This window comes from Terrabacter sp. BE26, from assembly GCF_041941675.1.
GTDB lineage: Bacteria > Actinomycetota > Actinomycetes > Actinomycetales > Dermatophilaceae > Terrabacter.
In genome coordinates this window covers 1,644,518-1,656,787 of sequence record NZ_CP090122.1, presented here as the reverse complement: position 1 = coordinate 1,656,787, position 12,270 = coordinate 1,644,518, and the positions used below count along the sequence as shown (strand labels likewise).

Here is a 12,270-nt window from a genome sequence, read left to right as displayed (position 1 = left end):
GCCTCGGACTTCCTCTCCGCGCGCGCCCGGCCCGGCGCTACCGTCGATGGATGGGACAGCGGATGGCACACGGACTCGTCCAGATCGGCCAGCACGCCGACGACCTCGGTCGGGCGACCGCCTTCTACCGGGACCTGCTGGGCGCCGAGCCGCTCGCCACCTACGACCCTCCCGGACTCGTCTTCTTCGACCTCGGCGGCGTGCGGCTGCTGCTCGACCCGGGGGCGCCCAGCGCGCTGCACTACCTGCGTGTCGACGACCTTCACGGCACGGTCGAGCAGCTGCGGGCTGCGGGGGTCGAGGTGCTCAGCGAGCCGCACGTCATCTTCGGGCACGAGGACGACACCCTCGGGCCGGCCGGCACGGACGAGTGGATGGCCTTCGTCGCCGACTCGGAGGGCAACCTCCTGGGGCTGGTCGAGCAGCGAGCGCGCGCCTGAGCCGAACTGTCGAAGTGGCCCGGCCCTGATCGTGGACAGGGTGGAGGCCGCACGCCCGGTGCGGCCCGAGCAGAGCCGGAGCCGGGTGGCACTGGCGAGAGGAGACCACCATGACGACGTACCTGATCAGCCTGTTCTCACCCGACGGGCCACCGCCCGCGGACCTCGACCTCGGTCAGGTCATGGCCGACCTGGAGGTGGTCAACACCGACATCCGCGCCGCCGGCGGCTGGGTCTTCGCCGGTGGCCTGGGTGAGCAGGCGAGCGCCACGACGATCCGCAGGCGGCGGGGAGGCACCGACGCGGTGGTCACGGACGGCCCGTTCGCCGAGGCGAAGGAGCACCTCGGGGGCATCTCGGTCGTGCGGTCCGACGACTACGACGTCGTGCTCGGCTGGGCCGAGCGGATCGCCGGAGCCACCGGCCTGCCCGTGGAGGTGCGGCCCTTCCAGGGCGAGGGGGAGCCGGGGCAGGCCCCGACCGATCGGTGACGCGCGAGTCCCCACGTGACCGGCGATAACCTGCGGTCATGAGCACGCGGCCGACCACGGCGCCCCTGGACTTGGCCTCGACCTGGGGCGGCACCAGCCGCAGCATCGACCTCGACGGGCCGGTGCACTGGGTCGACTTCGGCGGCACCGACGGGCCGCCGGTCGTGCTCGTCCACGGGCTCGGCGGCTCGTACCTCAACTGGGTCGGCATCGCACCGGCGCTCGCCGAACAGCGCCGGGTCGTCGCCATCGACCTGCCCGGCTTCGGCCTGACGCCGGCGCTGGGGCGCGACACCAGCGTCAACCACAACGCCGCGCTGCTCAGCCGCTTCGTCCACGAGGTCCTCGGCGAGCCGGTCGTGCTCGTGGGCAACTCGATGGGCGGCATGATCAGCCTGCTGCTCGCCGACCGTCGCCCCGAGCAGGTGGTCGGCCTGGCGCTCATCGACCCCGCGCTTCCCAACGCCGGTGCCCGGCCCGACCCGCAGGTGGCCGCGACCTTCGCCATGTATGCCGTGCCACGGGTCGGCGAGTTCGTGCTGACGCGCTACACCTCGCGCTTCAGCGACCGCCAGCGGGTGCACGGCACGCTGGCCTTGTGCTTCGCGGACACCACGCGCGCCGACCCCACCGTCACGGAGGCCTCCGTCGAGCTCGCGGCGTGGCGCCGCTCGCTGCCCAGCCCGGAGGCCGAGTTCCTCGGGGCCGCCCGGTCGCTGCTGCGCATGCTGCGCGGACGCCGTGACTACGACCGGATCATCCGCGAGGTGGACCGGCCCGTCCTGCTCGTGCACGGCACGCGTGACCGGCTCGTCCCGATCTCAGCGGCGCGCCGGGCCGCACGGCTCAACCCCGAGTGGCAGACGGCGTTCCTCGACGGCGTCGGGCACACGCCCCAGCTCGAGGTGCCGCAGCAGGTCCTGGGGCACCTCGGACCCTGGCTCGACTCGCTGGCCTGAGCGCCCGGTCGGCGGGAGCCCGCGCCACCACCACCGGGTTCAGGAGACGCCGTGCGCCACGCGCGTGGCGAGCTCCGCACCCCACCGGAGCGCCCGCTCGAGCTCGCCCTCCACGACCGGGCCCGCGGTGTCCCGCACCCAGAACGTCTCGCCGCGTTCGGCCCGGTCGAAGCCGCGGTGCCGCAATGCCTTGGCGGCTGCAGCAGCAGCGGAGCCGGGCAGCATCCTGACGTGGACCCGGGTGTCGAAGGTGACCACGGGCAGGCTCTCGCGCGGCGTGACCGCCCAGATCCACTCACGCAGGCCCTGCCGCGAGGAGGCCGCGCCCTTCGCGGCCGCCTCCTGACGGGTCTGGGGTCGGGTCATGCTGAACGCGTGCGTCGGGCCGCCGACGAGGAGCAGCCCGACGTCGTCGCCGATGCTCGTCGGGGCCTGGTCCACATCGACCAGGGCGACCTCACCCAGCTCGGGCGCCAGGCCCTGGCGCAGGCCCTCCGCGATCGTCTCCGCCACCTGGCGGGTGTTGCCGAACAGGGACTCGTGGACGATGAGGACCTTCATGCTCGTTGCCTTTCCGTCATCCACGCTACGCGCGGCGCCGGAGCTCGTTCCCCGTTCCGTGACGAACGAGAGGCACGCCACCACAATGGGATCGGGGTCGTCGTCGGGTGGCCCCTGACAGCGAGGAGAGCGCCATGAAGGCCAGCGACTGGGACGAGCGGTATGCCGCCCACGACCTCGTGTGGTCCGCCGAGCCCAACCGCTTCGTCGCCGAGATCATCGGCCCCCTGACGCCAGGCCACGCCCTCGACGTCGCCGCCGGGGAGGGGCGCAACGCGATCTGGATGGCGCAGCAGGGGTGGACGGTCGTGGCGGCCGACTACTCCGCCGTTGCCGTCGAGCGGATGGCGTCACTCGCTGCCGACCGGCTCGGCGATGGCGTGGCCCGGCTGACCCCGCTCGTCGCGGACGCGACGCAGCCGGCGCCCGGCGGCCCAGCGGCATACGACCTCGTCCTGCTCTCCTACCTGCAGCTGCCTGAAGAGGAGTGGCGGCAGGCCCTGCGGGAGGCGGTCGTGGCCGTGCGGCCCGGCGGGCGGGTGGTGGTGGTCGGCCACGCCGGGCGCAACCTCGCCGACGGCTGGGGCGGCCCGAGCGAGCGGGGCGTGCTCTACGACCCCGAGGAGGTGCTGGAGCGCGCCGAGGGGCTGCCCGTCACGGCCCTGCAGTCCGGGATCCGGGGACGGCCCGTCGAGACGGAGGACGGCGAGCGCGTGGCGCTCGACACCGTCGTTGTCCTGCGCCGCGAGGGCTGAGCGGGCGGGTCGAGCGAGCAGCCCGACGCAGGGGCGGCGCGTCGCGCCGAGTGGCCGCGCTCGGGTCCGCCCCCTGTGCGTTGGGTCATCAGGAGACTCGCACCGGCCCGGCGGCCGGCCTGGGTCGCGTGACGACCCAACGCACAGGCTCCGGGCGGTGCCTGCCGGCGCCGGACGCGCGGGTCTAGACGGCCGGTCGGGCCTGTCGCACCTGGCCGGGGCCGCGGAAGCGGTGCACCTCCTGGGGCCACTCGAGCGCCGTCGCCAGCCGACCAGCCCAGTAGCGGGCCGCCTCGTCGTCGGCGACGTCCACGACGCAGAAGCCGCCGAGGTGCTCCTTGGTCTCGACGTAGGGGCCGTCGCTGAAGACGGGCTCGCCGTCCCTCGCCTCGACGCTGAAGAGGGCCGTGGACCGGTCGAGCCCGCCGTTGGTGAAGACGAGCGCGTCCACGGCCCGCATGTCGTCGAGCACCTCCCGGGCGGCCGCGGCCTTGTCCTTGATCTGCTCCTCGGTGTGCTCCTGCACCCACTCGTCGTTGAACGTGATCAGGTACTCGGTCATGGTTCTCCTCCGGTCGTGGGCGGGTCCGCCGCCACCCACCCTGTCAACGAACGGCTCACCGCCGTTTCGACACGGGTCAGCGGCGGCCGTACTTCTTGTGCACCGCCTGCCGGCTGACACCGAGCTGCTCGGCGATGTCGGCCCAGGCGAGCCCTTGGTTGCGGGCGCGGCGCACCACTGCTGCCTCGGTGCGGTCGGCTGCCCGCCGCAGCTCGCGTGCAGCGGCCAGTGCGGCACGCGGGTCGTCGTCTCCCGTCGCTCGAGCCAGTGCCAGCACGTCCTCCACCTCCATGGTCACTCCGGTCCCGTCGGCGTGCGTCAATCTCGGTTGACACCGTATACCGCGTCATCACCGTTGTCAACGCGAGTTGACGATTCGTGCGGCTGAGTCCGACCTCTGACGAGCCACCTCTGACGAGCACCGCGAGGGAGGCGCCGCGACGGTGCGACGATGGCGCGCGTGACCGTCACCCGCTCGATCCTGCTCTTCGTCCTCGCCGCCGTCGCCGAGATCGGCGGCGCCTGGCTCGTCTGGCAGGGGGTGCGCGAGCACCGGGGCTGGCTGTGGGTCGGGGCGGGGGTCGTCGCGCTCGGGCTCTACGGGTTCGTCGCCACGCTGCAACCGGACGCGAGCTTCGGGCGCATCCTCGCCGCATACGGAGGGGTCTTCATCGGCGGGTCACTGCTCTGGGGCATGGTCGCCGACGGCTTCCGTCCCGACCGGTGGGACGTGGCCGGGGCGCTGGTCTGCCTCGTCGGCGTCGCGCTCATCATGTACGCACCCCGCTCGGGCTGAGCCGGGACGGGCCGACGCGGAGCTCGGCGCGCCGGTCTTGCGCATTCGCCGTCGCGTGGCCCGAGCCGCGACCTAGCCTGAGAACGTGGGATGTCCAGTGCCCACGAGGACGTGGGTAGCCGCTGGTCCGCCGACACGCGAAGGGCACGTGCTGGCACGGCGGCGCACCCCCTCCCGCTCGGGGACTCCGGGTCCCCCACCCGCGCAGCCGCGTGGCCGCCGCATCGGCGCACGGGCACGGCAGCGCGTCCTCGCAGCCTGTGAGGCTCTTGGCCCGACCCTGCACGCCGATCGCCGCCGCGCGCACCGTCCGGGCCGAGGTGCCGGACGACGGCCGGCCCCACAGGGCGTTCGCAGATGGGCCAAGGAGGCTCGGTCATGAGAGTACGCAACACAGTCGGTCGCGCCCGCATCGTGGGTGCCCTCGCCTCGATGTCCGTCGTGGCACTGGGGATGGCGGCGTGCGGCAACACCAACACGCCGGCGTCGTCCGGCTCGACGCCGAGCAGTCCAATGGGCTCGAGCACCGGTGGGTCGGCGGGAGCGGCCTCGGGCGTCAGCGTCAGCTCGTTCGACCTCGCCTTCTCGGCGATGTCACAGCTGAAGAGCCTGACCACGGCCGGCAAGGGGATGGTCGGGGTCATCCTGCCCGACACGACGTCGTCGACGCGCTATGTCGACTTCGACGCCCCCTTCTTCAAGAAGGCCTTCGAGGCTGCGGGCTACGACTCGTCGCAGTACAAGATCGACAACGCCCAGGGCGTCGACGCGACGGAGGTCGCCCTCGCACAGGCCGACATCGCCAAGGGCGCCTCGGTGCTGATCTTCGACCCGCTCAACAGCACCGTCGGATCGCAGGTCCAGTCGTATGCAGCCTCGCACGGCGTCGCGCTGATCAGCTACGACCGGGCCACGTTCGCCGGATCGAAGACCTACTACGTCAGCTTCGACAACGTCAAGGTCGGCAAGCTGATCGGGCAGGGGTTCGTCTCCTGCGTCGACGCCTGGGGAGTCAAGAGCCCCAAGGTCTTCGAGCTCGACGGTGGCCAGGACACCGACCCGAACGCCGTCTCCTTCGCGCAGGGCTACAACAGCGTCATCTGGGACAAGAGCACGACGCCCCTGCCCGCGGGCACCACGAACGGCAAGGGCTGGGTCCTGGTCGGCGACAAGATCACGCCCAACTGGGTCAACGCGACCGGCGCGACGATCTTCACCCAGCAGTTCACCGCCCACCCGGAGATCAATGCGACGGTCGAGGCCAACGACGGCCTGGCCAACGCCGTCGTCACGGTGCTGAAGAGCAAGGGCGTCGGACCGAAGAAGGTCCCGACGACGGGCCAGGACGCCACGATCCAGGGAATGGAGAACGTGCTCCAGGGCTACCAGTGCGGCTCGGTCTACAAGCCGATCTACCTCGAGACCCAGGACGCGGTTGCCATCGCCACGTTCCTGCGCGCGGGTCAGGCGCCGCCCAAGGGCCTGATCAACGCCGTGACGAACCCGCCTCCGGGCGTGTCCGGTGCCCCGCAGCCGGCGTCGCTGCTGACCCCGACCTGGGTCGTCGGCTCGAACATGAACGACACCGTGATCCGGGACAAGTTCATCGTCGCGGCAGCGCTGTGCAAGGCCGTCGGCGCCAGCGCCTGCTCGGCCGTGGGCATCACCCCGTGAGCGTCGACGCGGACGACGACAGGGCCGACGGCAGGGCCGACGACGGGGCCGACGACGGGGCCGACGACTCGGACGTTCCGCTGCTGCGGGTCCGGGGCCTCTCCAAGAGCTTCGGCCCCGTGCAGGCCCTGTCGCACGTCGACCTCGACGTCCCGGCAGGTCGGGTCACCGCGCTGTGCGGCGACAACGGTGCCGGCAAGTCGGTGCTCATCAAGTGCATCGCCGGCATCCACCAGCCGGACTCGGGCGTGATCCTCTGGGAGGGCAAGCCGGTGCCCATCCACACGCCCCGCGACGCGTCCGCCCTGGGCATCGAGACCGTCTACCAGGACCTCGCGCTGGCCGACAACCTCGACATCGTCCAGAACATGTTCCTGGGTCGCGAGAAGGTGCGGCACCGGATCCTGGACGAGGACGACATGGAGCGGGACGCCGCCACCACCCTCGCCGGCCTGGGCGTCACCACGGTGCGCTCGATCCGGCAGCCGGTGGCCTCCCTCTCCGGCGGCCAGCGCCAGTCCGTCGCCGTGGCACGCGCCGTGATGTGGAACTCCCGGCTGGTCATCATGGACGAGCCGACCGCCGCCTTGGGGGTCACCCAGACGGCCATGGTGCTCGCCCTCATCCGGCGGCTGCGCGACCACGGGCTCGCCGTCCTGCTCGTCTCGCACAACCTCAACGACGTCTTCGCCGTCGCGGACCGGATCGCGGTGCTCTACCTCGGGCGCATGGTGACCGAGCAGGACGCGACCGAGCTCGACCGGCAGAGCGTGGTGGAGTTCATGACGTCAGGGCGCCGCGCGGCGACCACCGTCGGGGTCACGGCGGCGGCCAGGGCCACGGCGGCGGCCAGGGCCACGGCGTTGGTCGGGTCACCACCGGCGCCCGAGAGGGCGAGCCCACCCCCGCTGCCCGCCGAGCCTGCCGAAGGGACGCCGTCCCCGGCCACAACCGGAGGGGCGCTCGAGGAGGGGACGGAGGCGAACGGCGAGGACCTGACGGCGGCGGAGGAGGTCGCCGAGGCTCTCGTCCCCCCGGAGGTGGTGGCCCAGTCGCTGCGGGAGTACCTGCACGCAGTGGCGCTGCGCCTGCGGAGCGGTGAGAGCGGGATGCTCCCCGTCGTGCTGGGGCTGCTCGCCATCGGGGTGGTGTTCCAGGCGATCAGCCCGGGACACGTCTTCCTCTCCGCGGGCAACGTCGTGAACCTGATCCTGCAGAGCGCCGTCTTCATGGTGCTCGCGATGGGCGAGATCTTCGCCCTGCTCCTCGGCGAGATCGACCTGTCGATCGGCTACGTCGGGCCGGTGGGGGCCGTGGTCGCGGTGCAGCTCGTCCAGCCGGCCACGGTCGACTGGCCGTGGTGGGCGGCGATCGCCGCGGCGCTCGCGGTCACCGCCCTCATCGGCGCGATCCAGGGCACCCTGATCACGCGGCTGCGCCTGGCCTCGTTCATCGTCACGCTCGGTGGCCTGCTCGTCTTCAATGGTGTACTGCTCATCGTCCTCGCCTTCGGTCCCTTCTCCGGCTACCCCAGCCTCAGCGGCGAAGGGGCGAACGTCCACGCGCTCTACGACCTCATGTGGGGCCAGGTGTCGCCGCTGCAGGGCTGGGTCGCGCTGATCGTCGTCGTCGGCCTGATCGGCCTCAGCCAGTTCGTGCGCGACAACCGGCGCCGGCGCAGCGGGCTGGTCGCGCCCCCGCGCAGCGTGACGATCGCCAAGATCTGCTTCCTCGCCGTGGTGGGAGCGGTCGTCGTCATCGTCTGCAACGTCAACCGTGCGGCCCTCGGCACCCTCGAAGGCGTGCCGTGGGCGATCTTCATCGTGCTCCTGGTGCTCGGCGCCTGGACGTTTCTGCTGGAGCGCACCCGCTTCGGCCGCTACGTGTATGCCATCGGCGGCAACGTCGAGGCCGCCCGGCGCGCCGGCGTCCGGGTCGACCGCATCCGCACCGGGGCCTTCGTGCTCTGCTCGATGACGGCGGGTATCGCGAGCCTGCTCTACGCCTCCTACCTCGGCGGGATGTCGAACAACGTCAACGGTGGACAGCTCGTCCTGTACGCGGTGGCCGCGGCGGTCATCGGCGGCTGCTCGCTCTTCGGCGGCCGGGGAAAGGCTGCCGCAGGGGTGCTGGGTGGCCTGGTGATCGGCGGCATCTACAACGGGATGTACCTGCAGGGCCTCGAGGTGCAGTGGGAGTACATCGTCACGGGCCTCGTGCTCATCGCGGCGGTGGCGATCGACTCCCTGTCACGACGCGGCAGCGCAGCGAAGGGCTGACGGGCCGGCCCCACGGCACACGGCCCGAGCGGCCGGGACGCCCACCCCCGGCATACGCGCGGGGGTATCCTGAGCGTCCGACCCGGACACCTCAGGAGGATGCCGTGGAGCTCGACCTGGACGAGATGCAGTCGGTCATCCGGCGCCTCAACCGCGCCCGTGGCCAGATCGGCGGCATCGTCAGGATGATCGAGGAGGGCCGCGACTGCAGGGACATCGTCACGCAGCTCGCCGCCGTCTCCAAGGCCCTCGACCGCGCCGGCTTCGCCGTCATCGCCACCGCGCTGCGAGAGTGCATCACCCACCCCGACGGCGACACCATGGACGTCGCCGAGATGGAGAAGCTCTTCCTCTCGCTGGCCTGACACGCCAGCACTCTGGACGAACCACGCATCCGGGGGCGACCATTGACGGCACGGAGGTCGTGCCATGAGTGTCCAGCCGAATGCAGCCAGTCCGCCCCTTGTGTCGGCGGTCGAGACTGCTGCGGACCTGGCCGTCCACCTCGAGCGGGTGCGGCTGCACCGGTCCGAGCTGCGCGAGTCGGTCGCGGCGGTGGACCTGGCGCTCGAGGCACCGATCGCCCGCGGAGGCATGTGGCGCGAGCGCGTCCGGGCGGCCCTCGCCGAGCTCGCGCACGACTTCGAGGACCACGTCACCCTGACGGAGGGCCCGGGCGGCCTCTACGAGCGGCTGCGCCACGCCGCCCCCCGCCTCTCCACCCCGGTCGACCGGCTGGTGGCGGAGCACCGCGAGCTGCGGGAGGTGATCCACGGCTACCTCACCGTGCTCGAGCACGGCGGCACCATCGGCGACCTCCCGGTCTTCCGCGAGGAGCTCACCGTGCTGGTCGGCCGGCTCGTGCGGCACCGCCGGCGGGGCGGCGACCTCGTCTACGAGGCCTACGACGTCGACCTCGGCGGGTCGGAGTGAGACCCGACTGACGTCGGCTGACGTCGGCTGACGTCGGCACGGTCGGCACGGTCGGACCCGCTGAGGCAGGCGCGCCCGGCTCTCAGCCGTCGGACGGCTCGAAGCGCGGCCGGAGCGTGAAGCCCGACACGCCCTCGCTGCTCGTGCGCGACGCGAGGACCTGGTGCAGCTGGATCTCGTTGCGCTCGAACGCCAGGCGCGACCCGGCGAGGTAGAGGCCCCACACCCGGGCGCGGCCGAGGCCGGCGAGCTCGACGCACTCGTCCCAGTGCTTGGAGAGGTTGCCGTTCCACGCGGCGCACGTCCGGGCGTAGTGCTCGCGCAGGTTCTCGTGGTGGCGCACCTCGAAGCCCTCGTCCTCTATGACGCGCACGATGTCGCCGCTGCCGGTCAGCTCCCCGTCGGGGAAGACGAAGCGGTTGATGAACCCGCGCGAGGGCAGGCCCGCGTGCTTGTTGTCCGGCCGGGTGATGCAGTGGTTGAGCAGGCGCCCCTCGTCCCGCAGGCGCTCACGCAGGAAGCGGAAGTAGTCCGGGTAGTTCTTGACGCCGATGTGCTCGGTCAGGCCGATGGAGCTGATGGCGTCGAAGCCGCGCTCGGTGACGTCGCGGTAGTCGCCGTGTCGCACCTCCGCCCGGTGGCCGAGCCCGTCGGCCTCGATCGCCCGCTGGGCCCAGGTGGCCTGCTCGCGCGAGAGGGTGACGCCCAGGGCCGTGACGCCGTAGTGCTTCACGGCGTGGCGCACCATGCCGCCCCAGCCGCAGCCGACGTCGAGTAGGCGCATGCCCGGCTCGAGGCCGAGCTTCCTGGCGACGAGGTCGTACTTGTACGCCTGGGCCTCCTCGAGCGAGGCCTCGTCCGTGGGGAAGCAGGCGCACGTGTAGGTCATCGACGGGCCGAGGACGTGCTCGTAGAACTCGTTGGACACGTCGTAGTGGTGGGAGATCGCGTCGGCGTCACGCGTACGCCCGTGCCGCAGGCCGTGGGCCAGGCGACGCAGGGGACTCGGCGTCTCCTCCGCTGGCAGGGCCGGCGGGTGCGGCCGGTGGTGCGCCACGAAGCGGGCCAGCTCCGCGGCGTCGCGGCGGTCCGGGCGGCGCGGGGTGAGCCCGTCGCGCACGACCCGCAGCACGTCGTACGGGTCGGCCTCGTCCATCCCCTCGATGACGAGGTCACCGCTGAGGTAGGCGCGGGCCAGGCCGAGGTCGCCGGGCGAGGCCAGGATGTGGTTGAGCGCGTCGGCGTTGGTCAGCCGCAGCACGAGCCCGTCCGGGCTGCCGCCCTCCGAGCCGTCGTACGCGATGACCCGCACCGGGGCCTCGGGGCCGAACACCCGGTCGAATGCCTGTCCCACCGTGAGCGTCATCGTGCCTGCACCGCCTTCTCGTAGAGAGTGGGGAATCGTCCCCTCGGGTCGTACCTGTGCTTGACGGGGGCGTACTGGGTGCCGCCGTAGAGTGCGGCGAAGGTCGTCTCGTCGTAGTACGCGTCGGAGTAGAGCGACTTGTGGCCCCCGAGCCTCGTCACCTCCCCCTCGATGCGACGGTTGACGTCACCGTCGACCGCCCCCGGCTCGATGGCCACCGTGGACCAGAACCCGACGTTGACGTAGGGCTCGTCACGGCGCATCGGGTAGAGCGGCCAGGGCGTGTCGTCGGCGGCCGCATACCCCTCCGGCCGCAGCTTCACCGGGCACAGCCACACGGGCTCGATGGGCACCTCGCGCAGGAACCACTCGACGAACTCGGCGGTGTGCTCGAGCGGGATCTCGACGTCCTGCACGACGCGCTCGCGGTCGGGCAGGCCGCGGAGCCGGTCGATGCGGGCCATGACGCGGTGCCGGTTCTCGAAGGCGACGATCTTCCAGTAGACGTCGCTGCGGAGCCGGTCGCGAGGCCAGAGCCGGCGGATCGTGGGGTTCTGGGCGCCGAAGGCGCGGCTGCACCAGAACCAGTCCGTGTCCCAGCGCCACAGGTAGTCGTGTGCGGTCAGCACGTCGGTGCGACGCGACTGGATCGAGCGGTAGAAGATCTCCTCACCGGTGTAGTCGCTCGGGCGGGCCTGCCCCTCGAGGGTGTCCGTCCATCGGCCGAGGGTGAGGTAGGCCTCCCGGGCGCTGAAGACGACACCGTCGAGGAAGTCGACACGGTCGCCGTCCCACGTCTGCGAGGCCATGACGTCGCCGACCGCGCCGGTGAGCGCCTCGAGCGAGTCGAAGCGCACGTGCCGAAGGGCGACGTAGGGCCGGGCCGGCTCCAGCTCGATGAGCAGGTCGAGCGCGTAGCCGAGCGAGCCGTAGGAGTTGGGGAAGGTGCGGAAGAGGTCGGCGTGCTCACCGTCCGGCGTGGCGGTCACGACCTCGCCGTCGCCGGTCAGGATCCGCATCTGCAGCACCGACTCGTGCGGCAGTCCGTTGCGGAACGACGCGGCCTCGATGCCGAGTCCGGTGACCGCGCCGCCGATGGTGATGGTGCGCAGCTGCGGCACGACGAGCGGGACGTAGCCGTGGGGCAGCAGCTCGTCGACGAGCTGCTCGTAGGTGGTCAGACCGCCGACGAGGGCGGTGGCCGGCTCGCCGCTCCGGCCGGGTCGCACCTCGACGACGCCGCGGAAGGCCGACAGGTCCAGCCCCGGAGCGTCGGTGGCGCTGCGGGTCCGGAAGAGGTTGGACGTGCGCTTGGCCAGCCGCACGGGGCGGTCGGGCGGGAGGGCGGCATACGCCCTCTTCGCCTGCTCGATCGCGCGCTCGTGCTCGTGGACCCGGTCGAGTGATGCGTGTCGATCCGCAGCTGACGCGACCTGAGGGGTTGTCACCCTTGC

At 72.0% G+C, this 12,270-nt stretch carries 14 protein-coding genes; 9 read left to right on the top strand and 5 right to left on the bottom strand.

Annotated elements, in window-relative coordinates:
* The first annotated feature begins 50 nt into the window (after positions 1–50).
* The 3 genes from LQK93_RS07740 to LQK93_RS07730 all read left to right on the top strand — a co-directional run bounded on the left by LQK93_RS07740 (position 51) and on the right by LQK93_RS07730 (position 1,890).
* The gene (locus tag LQK93_RS07740; RefSeq protein WP_374970959.1) at positions 51–440 is read left to right on the top strand and encodes a VOC family protein; all 390 of its coding nucleotides are present in this window, start codon (positions 51–53) and stop codon (positions 438–440) included.
* 110 nt (positions 441–550) lie between these two features.
* A complete protein-coding gene (locus tag LQK93_RS07735; protein WP_374970958.1) occupies positions 551–931 on the top strand; it encodes a YciI family protein in 381 nt (126 codons plus the stop codon).
* 38 nt (positions 932–969) lie between these two features.
* A complete protein-coding gene (locus LQK93_RS07730; protein ID WP_374970957.1) occupies positions 970–1,890 on the top strand; it encodes an alpha/beta fold hydrolase in 921 nt (306 codons plus the stop codon).
* Between the two features lie 39 nt (positions 1,891–1,929).
* Here LQK93_RS07730 and LQK93_RS07725 read toward each other — a convergent pair whose 3' ends face one another.
* Positions 1,930–2,451 carry a flavodoxin family protein gene (locus tag LQK93_RS07725; protein WP_374970956.1) on the bottom strand — a complete coding sequence of 174 codons (522 nt, stop codon included), beginning with the start codon at positions 2,449–2,451 and terminating at the stop codon, positions 1,930–1,932.
* Between the two features lie 134 nt (positions 2,452–2,585).
* Between LQK93_RS07725 and LQK93_RS07720 the strand changes: the two genes are divergently transcribed.
* Entirely contained in the window at positions 2,586–3,206 is a 621-nt protein-coding gene (locus LQK93_RS07720; protein WP_374970955.1) for a class I SAM-dependent methyltransferase, read from the top strand.
* A gap of 184 nt (positions 3,207–3,390) precedes the next feature.
* Here LQK93_RS07720 and LQK93_RS07715 read toward each other — a convergent pair whose 3' ends face one another.
* Entirely contained in the window at positions 3,391–3,768 is a 378-nt protein-coding gene (locus tag LQK93_RS07715) for a YciI family protein (protein ID WP_374970954.1), read from the bottom strand.
* Positions 3,769–3,844: 76 nt separating this feature from the next.
* A complete protein-coding gene (locus tag LQK93_RS07710; RefSeq protein WP_374971471.1) occupies positions 3,845–4,054 on the bottom strand; it encodes a helix-turn-helix domain-containing protein in 210 nt (69 codons plus the stop codon).
* 174 nt (positions 4,055–4,228) lie between these two features.
* Here LQK93_RS07710 and LQK93_RS07705 point away from each other — a divergent pair, with 174 nt between their 5' ends.
* The 5 genes from LQK93_RS07705 (at position 4,229) to LQK93_RS07685 (ending at position 9,450) form a co-directional block, all read left to right on the top strand.
* The gene (locus tag LQK93_RS07705) at positions 4,229–4,564 is read left to right on the top strand and encodes a YnfA family protein (RefSeq protein WP_374971470.1); all 336 of its coding nucleotides are present in this window, start codon (positions 4,229–4,231) and stop codon (positions 4,562–4,564) included.
* Between the two features lie 378 nt (positions 4,565–4,942).
* Positions 4,943–6,238: a substrate-binding domain-containing protein gene (locus tag LQK93_RS07700; RefSeq protein ID WP_374970953.1), complete on the top strand. Its 1,296-nt coding sequence runs from the start codon at positions 4,943–4,945 to the stop codon at positions 6,236–6,238.
* Complete coding sequence (locus LQK93_RS07695; protein WP_374970952.1) at positions 6,235–8,517, top strand: ATP-binding cassette domain-containing protein; 2,283 nt, start codon at positions 6,235–6,237, stop codon at positions 8,515–8,517. Before LQK93_RS07700 ends, LQK93_RS07695 begins: the two co-directional genes overlap by 4 nt.
* Before the next feature lie 104 nt (positions 8,518–8,621).
* Complete coding sequence (locus LQK93_RS07690) at positions 8,622–8,882, top strand: metal-sensitive transcriptional regulator (RefSeq protein WP_374970951.1); 261 nt, start codon at positions 8,622–8,624, stop codon at positions 8,880–8,882.
* 64 nt (positions 8,883–8,946) lie between these two features.
* A complete protein-coding gene (locus tag LQK93_RS07685) occupies positions 8,947–9,450 on the top strand; it encodes a hemerythrin domain-containing protein (protein ID WP_374970950.1) in 504 nt (167 codons plus the stop codon).
* An 82-nt stretch (positions 9,451–9,532) separates the two neighbouring features.
* Here the strand turns inward: LQK93_RS07685 and LQK93_RS07680 are convergent, their stop codons facing one another.
* Entirely contained in the window at positions 9,533–10,816 is a 1,284-nt protein-coding gene (locus LQK93_RS07680) for a class I SAM-dependent methyltransferase (protein ID WP_374970949.1), read from the bottom strand.
* Positions 10,813–12,264, bottom strand: a complete 1,452-nt coding sequence (locus LQK93_RS07675) for an FAD-binding oxidoreductase (protein ID WP_374970948.1) — start codon at positions 12,262–12,264, stop codon at positions 10,813–10,815. The genes LQK93_RS07680 and LQK93_RS07675 overlap by 4 nt, the downstream gene beginning before the upstream one ends.
* Between the last annotated feature and the right edge of the window lie 6 nt (positions 12,265–12,270).